Source organism: Cupriavidus sp. USMAA2-4 (assembly GCF_001854305.1).
Lineage (GTDB): Bacteria > Pseudomonadota > Gammaproteobacteria > Burkholderiales > Burkholderiaceae > Cupriavidus > Cupriavidus malaysiensis.
In genome coordinates this window covers 2,612,465-2,626,419 of sequence record NZ_CP017748.1, presented here as the reverse complement: position 1 = coordinate 2,626,419, position 13,955 = coordinate 2,612,465, and the positions used below count along the sequence as shown (strand labels likewise).

Sequence of the window (13,955 nt, the reverse complement as noted above, 5' to 3'; positions counted from 1 at the left end):
CTCAGTCCAGCTTGATATTGGCGGCCTTGGCCACACGCGCATAGCGCGCCATCGCCTGCTGCATCTGCGCCCTGAACTGCTCCGGCGAGTTCGGGATCAGCGTGCCGCCCGACTCCTCCACACGGCGCTTGAAGTCCGGATTCTGCATCCCCTTGTGGATGGCCGCGTTCAGCCTGGCGACGATCGCGGGGGGCGTACCGGCCGGTGCCACGATGCCGAACCAGCCGCCGTCGCCCATATCCTTGAAGCCCAGCTCCGCATAGGTCGGCACGTTCGGCAGCAGCGGTGAGCGCGCCGCGCCCAGTACCGCCAGCGCACGCAGGCGGCCGGATTTCACGTGTGGCAGCGTCGACGACAGATTGTCGGTGATGGCGCTCACCTGCCCCGCCACCGCATCGTTCAGGGCCAGGCCCGCTCCCTTGTACGGCACGTGCAGCAGGTCGATCTTCGCCAGCATCATGAAGTTCTCGATGTTGACGTGCCCGAGCGAACCCGCCCCCGGGGAAGCGAAGCTGTACTTGCCCGGGTTGGCCTTGGCCAGTGCGATGAACTCCTGCATGGTCTTGGCAGGCACGCTCGGATGCACGGCGAACACGCTGGGGATGGCCACGACATTGGTGATCGGCGCGAAGTCCTTGATCGGGTCGTAGCTCAGCTTGGGGAATACCGCCGGATTCGAGCCATGGGTGCTGACCGTCGCCATGCCGATGGTGTAGCCGTCCGGCGCCGACCGGGCGACCTGCTCCATGCCGAGCGAGCCTCCCGCGCCCCCCTTGTTCTCCACCACCACCGACTGGCCCAGCTCACGGCCGGCATACTCCGAGACCAGGCGTGCGATCAGGTCCGTCGACCCGCCAGCGGCGAACGGTACCACCAACTTGATGGGGCGGCTCGGATACTTGTCCTGCGCCAGCGCGGAAGCCGCGGGCAGTGCGGCGGCCGCGACAGCCGCAACGGCAAAGCAGGACAGGACGAATCGCCGGCGTGGCGCACAGGCTCGGTTCATGGGATATCTCCTTGGCTTTTCCCTGATTGAGCCGGCCAGTGTCGGCAGTTTACCGGCCTGGCACAAACGACTATATTGCACGCTTGCATTACCAACGGGCATCCTCGCCCCCCTCCCCTGCCCCATGCGGATTCGCTCGCCCTCGATGTCGGAACTGCACGCCTTCGCCGCGGCGGCGAAGCTGGGCAGCTTTACCCGCGCGGCAGAGCAGCTGTGCGTGACACAGGGCGCCATCAGCCGTGCCATCGCGCGCCTGGAGGACCATTTCGGCCAGCCCCTGCTGCAGCGCAACGCCCATCGCATCGTGCTGACGGCAAGCGGCCGGCAATTGCTCGAAGCGGTCGCGGGACCGCTGGCGGCAATCGAGAGCGCCAGCACCGCCCTCCTCGCCGGCGACCGGCGCCACGCCCTGACCCTGTCCGCCGTGCCGACCCTGGCCAGCGTCTGGCTGGTGCCGCGGCTGCCCGATTTCCACCGGCGCCACCCCGACATCGTGCTGGACTTCGTGCCCTATCGCCGCAAGGAGGACTTCTCCGGCCCGGCCCCTGACGCCGCCATCCTCGCCGGCACCGCCGGACAGTGGCCGCAATGGCAGGCCGACTACGTGATCGGCAGCGAGATGGTGCCGATCTGCCACCCCAGCCGAGCCGCCCTGCGCAGCGCCGAAGGCCGCTGGCGCCATCCCGCGGAACTGCAGGACGAGCCGCTGCTGCACCACACCACAGCGCCGGCAAACTGGCAGAACTGGCTGCGGGCGGCAGGCGTACCCGACGCTGCGCCCCGCCTGTCCACCGGCTTCGACCAGGTGTCGATCCTGGTGCAGGCGGTCAAGGCCGATATGGGGCTGGCCGTGCTGCAGCGCTGTCTGGTGCGCGACGAGATCGCATCCGGCAGCGTGGCCGTGCCATTCGACCTGCCGATCCGCCTGCAACGCGGCTATTACCTGTGCGCGCCGCGCGGGCGCAGCCATCCGGCGCTGGAGCATTTCCGCGCCTGGCTGCTGGAGATTGCGGGACGGGATCCCGATGTTCTCGATGCCGGACAGTTTATGCACGTGACAGATGAATGAATTGCAAAAAACAACTGTGCAATTTTTCATGCAAATAAACTGCCGTTGATTGCAACGCTCAACCGCTGAACTCCGTGGCTTCCCGGGTGGGAGGCATATGCACAGCGCCACGGATGCCGCTATCCGGTATTGTGCGATCCCATCGCGCCCAAGAGACGCCTCACCAGGGCAAAGCTATCCGCCCGACAAATGAATAACGGCACGCAATGCGTGCCGTTATTCATCAAGCGCATTCAAGGCGCGGTGCAAGCACTCCCCGGAGTGCTATGCCGCCTTCTTGGCCAGCCCCAGGTAGGTTTCGATCACACGCGGATTGGCGGCCAGTTCCGCTGCCGGTCCTTCCATCGACATGTCGCCGGTCTCGATCACGTAGGCGTAGTCGGCCACCTGCAGCGCGGCACGCGCATTCTGCTCGATCAGCAGCGTGGCCACGCCAGTGCGGCGCAGGTCGCTGACGATATGGAAGATCTCCTTGACGATCAGCGGCGCCAGCCCGAGGCTGGGTTCGTCCAGCATCAGCAAGCTGGGCTTGGCCATCAAGGCGCGTCCTACCGCCAGCATCTGCCGCTCGCCGCCGGACAGCGTGCCGGCTTCCTGCTTCGCGCGCTCCTTCAGGCGCGGGAACAGTTCGTAGACCACCTCCTTCTGGTCGAGGAAGTTCTTCTCGCCCGCGCGCTTGCGCCGGTAGGCGCCCAGCAGCAGGTTGTCCTCCACGCTCATGGTGGCGAACAACTCGCGCTTCTCCGGCACCAGGCACATGCCGCGCGAGACGCGCCCCTCGACCGGGATGCCGGCCATGTCGTGGCCCAGGTAGCGCACCTCGCCGGTGGCCGAACCGGTCGACGGCAGCGCCCCCATGATGGCGTTCAGCATGGTCGACTTGCCGGCGCCGTTCGGACCGATCACGGTGACGATGCGGCCCGCTTCCACCTTCAGGTTGGCGCCGTGCACCGCCTCGACCTTGCCGTAGCGCACATGCAGGTCCTTCACTTCCAGGATCAGGCTCATTTCCGCTCCCCCGTCATTCCACGCCGCCCAGGTAGGCTTCCAGCACTGCCGGATCCTTCTGCACCGCCTCCGGCACGCCTTCGGCAATGCGCGTGCCGAATTCCATCACCACCAGCCGGTCCGTCAGGTTCATCACGAAGTCCATGTCGTGCTCGACCAGCAGCACGCTCATGCCCTCGCCCTTGAGCTTCTTCAGCAAGGCCGCCAGCGCCTGCTTCTCCTTGTAGCGCAGGCCCGCGGCCGGCTCGTCGAGCAGCAGCAGCGCCGGATCGCAGCACAGCGCGCGCGCGATCTCCAGGATGCGCTGCTGGCCGAGCGCGAGGCTGCCCGCCTCCATGTACATGCAGTCGGCCAGGCCCACGCGCTCGAGCTGGCGCGCGGCCTCGAACAGCAGCTTCTCCTCCTCGGCGCGGTTGAGCCGCAGCACCGCCGCCGACACGCCCCCCTGCGCACGGAAATCGCCGCGCAGGTGAGCGCCGATGGCCACGTTCTCCAGCACCGTCATGGTCGGCAGCAGGTGCACGTGCTGGAAGGTGCGGCCGATACCGCGCTTGACGATCTCGCGCGAAGGCAGGCTCGATATCACCTCGCCACGGTAGCGCACCTCGCCGCGCGTGACCGGCAGCACGCCCGTCACCAGGTTGAAGGTGGTCGACTTGCCGGCGCCGTTCGGGCCGATCAGGCCGATGATCTCGCCGGCCCGCACCTGGAAGCTGACATCGTTGACGGCCACCAGCCCGCCAAACTCCTTGCGCGCGGCGCGCACGTCGAGCAGCAGCTCGCCGGCCGCCGGCTTCGGCCGTACCGCCAGGGCCGGCGCGTGCTCGGGCGCGACCACCGGCGGCGCGGCCGGGAACAGCTTCTTCAGGAAAGGCCAGATGCCTTCGCGCGCATGCTGCAGCAGCAGGACCAGCAGCACGCCGAAGACGATGATCTCGAAGTTGCCGTTAGCGCCCAGCAGCTTGGGCAGCACGCCCTGCAGCACATCCTTCAGGATGGTCAGCACGCCGGCGCCGAGCACCGCGCCCCAGACGTGGCCGACGCCGCCGACCACCGCCATGAACAGGTACTCGATGCCGTAGTTCAGCCCGAACGGCGTGGGGTTCACCGCGCGCTGCAGGTGCGCGTAGAGGAAGCCGGAGATGCAGGCCAGCATTGCCGCCACCACGAAGATCACCACCTTCATCCACGCGGTGTTGACCCCCATCGCCTCGGCCATCACGCCGCCGCCCTTGAGCGCGCGGATGGCGCGGCCAGGACGCGAGTTGAGCAGGTTCTGCACGGCCAGCACGGCCAGCAGCACCACCGCCCAGATCAGGTAGAACATCGCGCGGCCCGAGCCCAGCTCGATGCCGAACAGGCTCAGCACGGGAATGCCGTTGAGGCCGTCGTACTTGCCGAGAAAGTCCAGGTTGCCGAACAGGAAGAACAGCGACAGGCCCCAGGCAATGGTCGCCAGCGGCAGGTAGTGGCCGGACATGCGCATGGTGATCAGCCCGATCACATAGGCACAGGCCATGGTGACCAGCAGGCCGGCCAGCAGGCCCAGCCACGGCGACAGGCCCACCTGCGTACTCAGGTAGGCCGTGCCGTAGGCCCCCAGGCCGACGAAGGCGGCCTGGCCGAACGAGGTCATGCCGCCGACCCCGGTCAGCAGCACCAGGCCGATGGCCACGATGCTGTAGAGCCCGATGTAGTTGCCCAGCGTGATCCAGTACTCCGGCGTCGGCAGCGCCGGCAGCAGCAGCAGGCACAGCGCGAAGAGGAGCGTCAGCACACGGTTGCGGGTCAGCCCGCCGCGGCTGCCCGCCACGGCCTGCTGCTTGTCGGTCAGCATCGTCATCGCCTATTCCTCTTCCTCGACAGGTTTGCTGTTGAGCGAGCGCCACAGCAGCACCGGAATGATCAGGGTGAAGACGATGACCTCCTTGAAGGCGCTCGCCCAGAACGAGGAGTACGACTCCAGCAGCCCCACCAGCAGCGCACCGGCGGCGGCCACCGGATAGCTTGCCAGGCCGCCCACGATCGCACCCACGAAGCCCTTGAGCCCGATCAGGAAGCCCGACTCGTAGTAGACCGTGGTCAGCGGCGCGATCAGGATGCCGCACAGCGCGCCCATGGCCGCCGCCAGCGTGAACGAGAGCCGGCCGGCCTGCGTGGTGCCGATGCCAACCAGGCGCGCGCCCAGCCGGTTCACCGCGGTGGCGCGCAGCGCCTTGCCGGGAATGGTGCGCTCGAAATAGAAGTACAGGGCTGCGATCAGTACCGCCGACATGCCCACCACCCACAAGCTCTGGCCCGATACCGCCAGGCCGCCCAGGTTCCAGTTGGCATCGGAGAATGCCGTGGTGCGCGACCCCTCGGCGCCGAACATCACCAGGCCCAGGCCGACCATGGCGAAGTGCACGCCGACCGAGACGATCAGCAGCACCAGCGTGCTGGCTTCGGCCAGCGGCTGGTAGGCCAGGCGATACAGCATCGGGCCGATCGGGATCACGATCAGCAAGGTCAGCGCGATCTGCGCCGCCATCGGCATCGGCGTGGCGCCCAAGCGCTGCGCCAGCAGGTGCACGGCCAGCGGGAACAGCAGGTACTTGCCGGCCAGCACGGCAAGGCGGCGGCCGGCGGTGCGCCGCAGTTCGGCGCTGCGCAGGACGGTGGCGCACTCGTAGAGGAAGGTCAGCACACCCATGACGAGCACCAGCCAGCTCGTCTGCGGCGCCTGGCCGGCCTGGATCGCGGCCAGTGTCAGCGCCCCGTAGGCAACGAATTCCCCTTGCGGGATGAAGATGACGCGGGTCACCGAGAACACCAGCACCAGCGCCAGCGCCAGCAGCGCGTAGATCGCGCCCGAGGTGATCCCGTCCTGCGCCAGGATGGCGGCAATCGAGAGGTCCATTGTCTCCCCGTATCGTTGAAATGCCTGCCTGCTTCGGAGGGGGCGGACAGGTCGGGACGGCCCGGGAGGGCCTGACCCGTGATGGGCCGCCCTTGCGTGTGCGACGTGTGCGCAAGGGATTACACAATAGTAAACGACTTACGTATAGCGGAAATCCAGAGCAACCCTAGCATGGCGCAGCGCGGCAAAAGCGTGCCTGCCGGCATCCTGTACCCTGTCCCGGCCGCACCCATCACACCGGGCAGCATGCTCGAGCGCGGCGCAACACCATCATCGCCGATCTTGCCGATGATTTAATTAACACGTTAAGCATTGTGCAGGCAGGCGATGGTGTCAAGCAGGGCTTCCCCGCCCTGCGGCGTGCCGCGCCGGCGCGACCATGCGGAAAAAAAAGGCGCATGGTCTGTCCATGCGCCTCCTGTCCGCCAGCCCGGGTCCGGCGGCCGGCCGTCGTCGCTAGTTGGCCTGCAGCTTCCACGCTCCGTTGACGATCTGCACCATCACGCGCGCACGCTGGTCGAGGCCAAGGTGGTCGGTCGGGCTCATGTTCATGATGCCGTGCGAGATGGCCAGCTCCTTGGTCTGCTCCATGGCATCGCGCAACGCCTTGCGGAACTCGACCGTGCCCGGCTGCGCGCCGCTCTTCAGCGCGATGGGAATGGCCCGTTGCAGCAGCAGGCCGGCATCCCAGGCGTGTCCGCCGAAAGTCGACACCTGTCCGCCGAAGGCCTTCTCGTAGGCCGTCTTGTAGGTCATCGCGGGCTTCTTCACCGCGTTGCTGTCGGGCAGTTGCTCGGCCACCAGCAGCGGGCCGGCAGGCAGGAAGGTGCCTTCGCAATCCTTGCCGCAGACACGCAGGAAGTCGGCGTTGGCGACACCGTGGGTCTGGTAGATCTTGCCCTTCCAGCCGCGTTCCTTGAGCGTCTTGGCAGGCAGGGCCGCGGGCGTGCCGGAGCCGGCGATCAGCACTGCGTCGGGGTTGGCCGCCATCATCTTCAGCACCTGCCCCGTCACCGAGGTATCGGTACGGGCGAAGCGCTCGTTGGCCACCACCTTGATCTTGCGCATGCCGGCCACCTTGCCGAACTCGTCGGCCCAGCTGTCGCCGTAGGCGTCCGCGAAGCCGATGAAAGCCACCGTCTTCACGTTGTGGTTGGTCATGTGCTCGGCGATGGCCGTCGCCATGTGCGAATCGTTCTGCGGCGTCTTGAACGCCCACTTGCGCTTGGCATCCATCGGCTCGATGATGCGCGCCGAGGCCGCCAGCGTGATCATCGGCGTATCGTTCTCGGCCACGATGTCCACCATCGCCAGCGCGTTGGGCGTGACCGTCGAGCCGATCACGGCGTCGACCTTGTCCTCGCTGATCAGCTTGCGCGTGTTCTTGACCGCGGTGGTGGTGTCGGAAGCATCGTCCAGCACGATGTACTCGACCTTCTTGCCGGCGATCTCCTTGGGCAGCAGCGAGATGGTGTTCTTCTCGGGAATGCCGAGCGAGGCAGCCGGCCCGGTGGCCGACACCGTGACACCGATCTTGACCTGGGCGCTCGCCGCGCCGGCGAACAGTGCGGCCGCAGCCATGGCCAGCAAGCTGGCGCGCTTGAATTTCATCGTGTCTCCTTCGTTTGCTGCAAACGGAAAGGCGCCCGTCCGGCTCCGGCCGGGCGGACGCCTTCTTTCTTCTCGAACCGGCCGCATCGCTGGCAGCCGGCTACAGCAGGGAACGATTGTTTCCGTCCCGATTTTCCCGTCCTGCGCGTCTTACCCCGGATGCGCAGCGCGCTATTCACCGACCGATCGGTCGGGAATGCGCATGGAGTCTAGCACAGGGACTTTACGCCGACAGACCGGATTTACCCCAAGCGTCACGCCCGCAACTTGACGTGGCGGCGCCAGTCGCCGGCTTCAGCCCAGGCGCTTGTAAGAGGGCACCAGCATGCGGCACCACAGGCCTGAGGCGTCCACGGCGAATCCCTGTGGCGGCGCGGCGGCGTCGACCAGCGCCGGCGCCAGCAGCAGTTGCCGGATCCCGTGCGCGCGGCACCAGTCGGCCAGCATCGCGCAGCTCGCCGCCAGCGCCGGGGCGGCGTCCGCGCCGTCATGCCACCACTCGAGCGCCAGGGCGGCCAGGCCGCCCTGGGCCAGGCAAGGCACCACGTTGAAGGACAGGCAGCCGACCAGGCGCTCACCCGCCTCGCACAACAGGCAACCACCCTGCTCCGGACGGCTGAGCTGCGACGCCAGCAGCAACTGGCGGCCCCGCTGCGCCGGCACCGGCAAGGGGCGCGCCCGGTCCAGCCAGGACGACAACAGCGGAAGATCGGCGGCGACGGCGGGCCGTACGGACAACCCGGGTGGCAGAAACGGGTCCGGCGGGGGAGAAAGGGACACGGAGGGACCGGGAGGAAGGAATAGTCGGGGGCCGAGGCGGAACGCGGCGTACTGCGCCATCCGGCCCCACGGCGGAGCGAGCATTGTCGCATGGCCGCACATGTCGTCAAATGCACTCGCAAATGCAGCAAATGCAGCAAACGCACTCATCTGGTGCATTCCCAGATGTAGCCACATGCCGGCTACGGCGCATTACTGGAGGTGGAATGGAAAAAGGCGCTGCCGAGGATCACCCGGCAACGCCCTTTATTTTATTGGCACTGCAACCCGACACCGGGTGCGCGCCTGTCGTCTCCTCGCTTCCGCCTCCATTTAACCTGCGAAAACCGTATATGGAATGTAACGAAGCGGTGCGTTCGAGACAAGCTAGCAGAAACCCTAGCCCCAAAATCGGGCATGCCATCGACGGGTCACTTTTTCATCGTCCCGGCGTGGCGCCCGATCAACCCGTCCGGCGCCCGAAGCGGGCCAGCAACTCGCCCATGATGCCACGGCGGAAGGTCAGCACACAGATCACGAAGATCACGCCGGTCACCGTCGTCACCGACTCGCCCAGCGAATTGAACCAGCCGATGCCCGTCATCGAGGCCAGGAAGGTGCCGATGTCGCCCAGCTTGTTCTCCAGCGCGACGACCACGAACGCACCCGCCAGCGGACCCGACAGGGTGCCGAGGCCGCCCACCAGCGTCATCAGGATCACCGAGCCCGACATCGACCAGTGCACGTCGGTCAGCGTGGCGAAGCCCAGCACCAGGGCCTTGATCGCCCCGGCCAGCCCCGACAGCGCCGCGGACAGCACGAAGGCCTGCAGCTTGAAGCGATCGGTGTCGTAGCCGAGCGAGACCGCGCGCGGCTCGTTCTCCTTGATCGCCTTCAGTATCTGGCCGAAGGGCGAATGCACCGTGCGCACGATCAAGGCGAAGGCGGCCACGAAGATCACCAGCGCCACATAGTAGAGCGTGACGTCGCTGTCCAGCGGCAGCACGCCGAACAGCTTGCCGCGCGGCACCCCCTGCAGCCCATCCTCGCCGCCGGTAAACGGCGCCTGCAGGCAGAAGAAGTACAGCATCTGCGCCAGCGCCAGCGTGATCATCGAGAAGTAGATGCCCTGGCGCCGGATCGCCAGCGCCCCCACCACGTAGCCGATGGCCGCGCCGACCACGGTGCCCAGCACCAGCCCGACTTCCGGCGTCACGCCCCAGGCCTTCATGGCATAGCCGGCCGTGTAGGCCGCCCCCCCGAAGAAGGCGGCGTGGCCGAACGACAGCAGCCCCGTGTAGCCGATCAGCAGGTTGAAGGCACAGGCGAACAAGGCGAAGCACAGCACCTTGAGCACGAACACCGGATAGGCACCGGCGAGCGGCGCGACGATCAGTCCCGCCAGCAGCAATCCATACCAAATCTTCTTCTGCACGCCACGCCCCTCTCTTGCCCGATCCGCCCCGGCCACCGCGGCCGCCACGCCAGTCCCCTGCGCTCGTCCGCCAGTCACTTTTCTCTCCCGAACAGGCCGGCCGGCCGCAGCAGCAGCACGATGACCATGATGAAGAACACTACCGTCGACGAGGCCTCGGGATAGAACACCTTGGTCAGCCCCTCGATCACGCCGAGCCCCAGACCGGTGATGATCGAGCCCATGATCGAACCCATGCCGCCGATCACCACCACCGCGAAGACCACGATGATCAGGTGCTGGCCCATCAGCGGCGAGACCTGGATCACGGGCGCCGCCAGCACGCCGGCAAAGGCGGCCAGGGCCACGCCGAAACCGTAGGTCAGCGTGACCATCAACGGCACGTTGATGCCGAAGGCCTCGACCATCTTGGGATTCTCGGTACCCGCGCGCAGGTAGGCGCCGAGCTTGGTCTTCTCGATGACGTACCAGGTCGCCAGGCACACCGCGATCGACGCCACCACCACCCAGGCACGGTAGTTGGGCAGGATCATAAAGCCCAGGTCGGTGGCGCCCTGCAGCGCATCCGGCGGCGAGTAGGGCAGGCCCGACACGCCGAAGATGGAGCGGAACACGCCCTCGACCACCAGCGTGATGCCCAGCGTCAGCAGCAGGCCGTAGATATGGTCGAGCTTGTAGATCCAGCGCAGCATGGTGCGCTCGATCACCACGCCGATCAGCGCCACCGCCAGCGGCGCCAGCACCAGCATCCACCAGTAGCTGAGCCCGGCGTACTCCATGCCCATCCAGGTCAGTACCGCACCGAGCATGAAGAGCGCGCCGTGCGCGAAATTGATGACGTTGAGCAGCCCGAAGATCACCGCCAGGCCCAGGCTCAGCATCGCGTAGAAGGCCCCGTTGACCAGCCCCAGCAGCAGCTGGGACAGCATGGCGGGCAGAGGTATTCCGAAGATGTCCATGGCGGATAGCCGTTTCCATTGCCGAGTGATTGCCACCCTGCTCCCGCGCGGCAGGAGAAGGGATCGGGGAAGCGCGCTGGCCGTCGCGCGCGCCGCCGCCATGCCGCGGCCCGTGCGCGGCACCGGCCGGACCGGCCCGCTTCCCCCGCCCCGCCCGCTTGCGCGGACCGGGCCCGCGACCGGCCGGACCGTCAGGCCCGGCGCGGTCCGCGCCTTACTTCTTCATCAGTGCGCACTTCGACTCGGCCACCGTGGTGAAGGCCTGGTCGCCCGGGATGGTCGCCACCACCTTCAGGTAGTCCCAGGGCTTCTTCGACTCGGCCGGCGACTTCACCTGCATCAGGTACATGTCGTGGATGCCGCGACCGTCCTGGCGGATGTAGCCCTTGGTGTAGAAGTCGTTGATCTTCATCTTCTTCAGCTCGGCCATGACCTTGTCCGGATCGTCCGTCTTGGCCGCTTCCACCGCCTTCAGGTAGGTGCGCGCGGCCGAGTAGTCGGCCGCCTGCAGGCTGCTCGGCATCTTCTTCATCTTGCCGAAGAAACGATTGGCGAACTTGCGCGTCTCGTCGTTCATGTCCCAGTACCAGCTGTCGGTCATCAGCAGGCCTTCGGTGTTCTTCAGCCCGAGGCTGTGGATATCGTTGATGAACATCAGCAGGCCGGCGATCTTCATCGTCTTGGTGATGCCGAATTCCTTGGCCGCCTTGATCGCGTTGATGGTGTCGCCGCCGGCGTTGGCCAGGCCCAGGATCTGCGCCTTCGACGCCTGCGCCTGCAGCAGGAAGGACGAGAAGTCGGAAGCCGACAGCGGATGGCGCACCGAACCCACCACGGTGCCGCCATTGGCCTTGACCACCGCTGCCGTATCGTTCTCCAGCGAGTGGCCGAAGGCGTAGTCGGCGGTCAGGAAGAACCACGACTTGCCGCCCTGCTTGACCACCGCGCTGCCGGTGCCCTTGGCCAGCGCCACCGTGTCATAGGCGTAGTGGACCGTGTAGGGCGTGCATTCCTCGTTGGTCAGGCGCGCGGTGCCGGCGCCGATATTGAAGTAGACCCGCTTCTTCTCCGCCGCGACCTTGTTCATGGCCAGGCCGGTGGCCGAATTGGTGCCGCCGATCAGCACGTCCAGGCCCTGCTGGTCCATCCATTCGCGCGCCTTCGAGGCGGCGATGTCGGCCTTGTTCTGGTGGTCGGCCGAGACCAGCTCGATCGGCTTGCCGAGCACCTTGCCGCCGGCATCCTCGATCGCCATCTTGATCGCCTCGAGGCCGCCCGGGCCGTCGATGTCGGCATACAGGCCCGACATGTCGGTGATGTAGCCGATCTTGACCGTGTCACCCGACACCTGCGCCGCAGCCATACCCGATACCGTGCCCATTGCCAAGGCAGCCATCGCGGCCGCCAGCCGAGTCATCTTCATTGCTTGTCTCCTGAGTTGCGGCGGCCCCTACGCCGCCGGTTGCTGCTCTTGCACCATGCTGCGACCCGCTCGCGGGTCAGACCCCAAGCAGTTCATGCAGCACCGGCATCTTCTGCTGCAGTTCGGCGGCGCCGAAGCGTTCGACGATGGCGCCGTGCTCCATCACGTAGAAGCGGTCCGCCAATGGCGCCGCGAAGCGGAAGTTCTGCTCCACCATCACGACCGTGTAGCCCTTCTTCTTCAGGGTCAGGATCATGCGCGCCAGCGCCTGCACGATCACCGGCGCCAGCCCTTCCGAGATCTCGTCGAGCAGCAGCAGGTTGGCGCCGGTGCGCAGGATGCGCCCGACCGCCAGCATCTGCTGCTCCCCGCCCGACAGGCGCGTGCCCTGGCTCTGGCGGCGCTCCTTCAGGTTGGGGAACATCTCGTAGATCTCGGCCTCGCTCATGCCCGCGCCCTGCCCTTTCAGGTGCGGCGGCAGCAGCAGGTTCTCCTCGCACGACAGGCTGGAGAAGATGCCGCGCTCCTCGGGGCAGTAGCCGATGCCGCAATGCGCGATCTTGTGCGTCGGCAGCTGGATGGTCTCGCGCCCGTTGACCCGGATCGAGCCCTTGCGCGCACCGGTCAGGCCCATGATGGCGCGCAGCGTGGTAGTGCGCCCGGCGCCGTTGCGCCCGAGCAGCGTGACCACCTCGCCGCGGTTCACGGTCAGGTCCACGCCGTGCAGGATGTGAGATTCGCCATACCATGCGTGCAGGTCGCGGATTTCCAGCGCAGGCGTACCGGCCGCGCCCGCTTGTGTACCCACTTCGGTGCTCATGTCGCTGTCCTTTCGCCCTGTCGGCGTGCTCAGTGGGCGCCCTGCAGCTCGGCGTCGGCGGTGCCCATATAGGCTTCCATCACGCGCGGGTCCTTCGACACCTCCGCGTACGGGCCCTCGGCGAGAATGGCCCCGCGCTGCAGCACCGTGATCTTGTCGGCGATCGACGAGACCACGTTCATATTGTGTTCGACCATCAGGATGGTGCGCCCCGCCGACACTTTCTTGATCAATTGCGTGACGCGGTCGACGTCCTCGTGACCCATGCCCTGGGTGGGCTCGTCGAGCAGCATCAGCTCGGGCTCCATCGCCAGCGTAGTGGCAATCTCCAGCGCGCGCTTGCGGCCGTAGGGCATGTTCACCGTGACGGTGTCGGCGAACTCGGTCAGGCCGACCTGCTCGAGCAGTTCCATGGCGCGGTCGTTCAGCACTTCCAGCGAACGCTCGCTGCGCCAGAAGTGCATCGCGGTGTCGAGCTGACGCTGCAGGCCGATGCGCACGTTCTCCAGCGCGGTCAGGTGCGGGAACACCGCCGAGATCTGGAAGGAACGGATCACGCCGCGGCGCGCGATCTGCGCGGGCCTCTCGCGCGTGATGTCGATGCCGTTGAAGAGGATGGTGCCGGAGGTCGGCTCCAGGAACTTGGTCAGCAGATTGAAGCAGGTCGTCTTGCCTGCCCCGTTGGGGCCGATCAGCGCGTGGATGGCGCCGCGCCGCACGCGCAGGCTGACATCGCTGACGGCGGTGAACCCCTTGAACTCCTTGGTGAGGTTCCGTGTTTCCAGGATGGTTTCCTGTTGATTCATAGTCTCCTGCCCGCCCTCTTGCTGGATGCCGGCTCGTGCCCGGCACTGACAAATGGTTGGAACCGTCGCGCGCATCTCTCCCGGAGATGTCGTGTCCGCGCTTCGACCGTTCGCGGCACGCCTGGTCCGCGCGCCGCACGTCTTTTATTCTTCTTGCCGC

The 13,955-nt window shown here is 66.7% G+C and carries 12 protein-coding genes; 1 reads left to right on the top strand and 11 read right to left on the bottom strand.

Going from position 1 to position 13,955, the window contains the following annotated elements:
- Position 1: 1 nt before the first annotated feature.
- On the bottom strand, positions 2 to 1,006 hold the full coding sequence (locus BKK79_RS11470) for a tripartite tricarboxylate transporter substrate binding protein BugE (protein WP_071037742.1): 1,005 nt from the start codon (positions 1,004 to 1,006) through the stop codon (positions 2 to 4).
- Between the two features lie 124 nt (positions 1,007 to 1,130).
- On the opposite strand from BKK79_RS11470, the gene BKK79_RS11465 reads away from it, so the two are divergent.
- The gene (locus tag BKK79_RS11465) at positions 1,131 to 2,075 is read left to right on the top strand and encodes a LysR substrate-binding domain-containing protein (protein WP_071010414.1); all 945 of its coding nucleotides are present in this window, start codon (positions 1,131 to 1,133) and stop codon (positions 2,073 to 2,075) included.
- Positions 2,076 to 2,339: 264 nt separating this feature from the next.
- Here the strand turns inward: BKK79_RS11465 and BKK79_RS11460 are convergent, their stop codons facing one another.
- The 10 genes from BKK79_RS11460 to BKK79_RS11415 all read right to left on the bottom strand — a co-directional run bounded on the left by BKK79_RS11460 (position 2,340) and on the right by BKK79_RS11415 (position 13,795).
- Positions 2,340 to 3,083, bottom strand: coding sequence for an ABC transporter ATP-binding protein (locus BKK79_RS11460; protein ID WP_071037741.1), 744 nt, complete (start codon positions 3,081 to 3,083; stop codon positions 2,340 to 2,342).
- 13 nt (positions 3,084 to 3,096) lie between these two features.
- Positions 3,097 to 4,926: a branched-chain amino acid ABC transporter ATP-binding protein/permease gene (locus BKK79_RS11455; protein WP_071037740.1), complete on the bottom strand. Its 1,830-nt coding sequence runs from the start codon at positions 4,924 to 4,926 to the stop codon at positions 3,097 to 3,099.
- Positions 4,927 to 4,929: 3 nt separating this feature from the next.
- Positions 4,930 to 5,982 (bottom strand): branched-chain amino acid ABC transporter permease, encoded by a 1,053-nt coding sequence (locus BKK79_RS11450; RefSeq protein WP_071010419.1) that lies wholly within the window; start codon positions 5,980 to 5,982, stop codon positions 4,930 to 4,932.
- Between the two features lie 456 nt (positions 5,983 to 6,438).
- Positions 6,439 to 7,593, bottom strand: coding sequence for an ABC transporter substrate-binding protein (locus BKK79_RS11445; protein WP_071010420.1), 1,155 nt, complete (start codon positions 7,591 to 7,593; stop codon positions 6,439 to 6,441).
- Between the two features lie 294 nt (positions 7,594 to 7,887).
- On the bottom strand, positions 7,888 to 8,292 hold the full coding sequence (locus BKK79_RS11440) for a hypothetical protein (protein ID WP_232346207.1): 405 nt from the start codon (positions 8,290 to 8,292) through the stop codon (positions 7,888 to 7,890).
- Between the two features lie 523 nt (positions 8,293 to 8,815).
- The gene (locus tag BKK79_RS11435; RefSeq protein WP_197523940.1) at positions 8,816 to 9,787 is read right to left on the bottom strand and encodes a branched-chain amino acid ABC transporter permease; all 972 of its coding nucleotides are present in this window, start codon (positions 9,785 to 9,787) and stop codon (positions 8,816 to 8,818) included.
- Between the two features lie 74 nt (positions 9,788 to 9,861).
- Positions 9,862 to 10,746 (bottom strand): branched-chain amino acid ABC transporter permease, encoded by an 885-nt coding sequence (locus BKK79_RS11430; RefSeq protein WP_071010422.1) that lies wholly within the window; start codon positions 10,744 to 10,746, stop codon positions 9,862 to 9,864.
- 214 nt (positions 10,747 to 10,960) lie between these two features.
- Entirely contained in the window at positions 10,961 to 12,169 is a 1,209-nt protein-coding gene (locus tag BKK79_RS11425; RefSeq protein WP_071010423.1) for an ABC transporter substrate-binding protein, read from the bottom strand.
- 76 nt (positions 12,170 to 12,245) lie between these two features.
- Entirely contained in the window at positions 12,246 to 12,989 is a 744-nt protein-coding gene (locus BKK79_RS11420; protein ID WP_071010425.1) for an ABC transporter ATP-binding protein, read from the bottom strand.
- 29 nt (positions 12,990 to 13,018) lie between these two features.
- Entirely contained in the window at positions 13,019 to 13,795 is a 777-nt protein-coding gene (locus BKK79_RS11415; RefSeq protein ID WP_071037739.1) for an ABC transporter ATP-binding protein, read from the bottom strand.
- Positions 13,796 to 13,955: the final 160 nt, after the last annotated feature.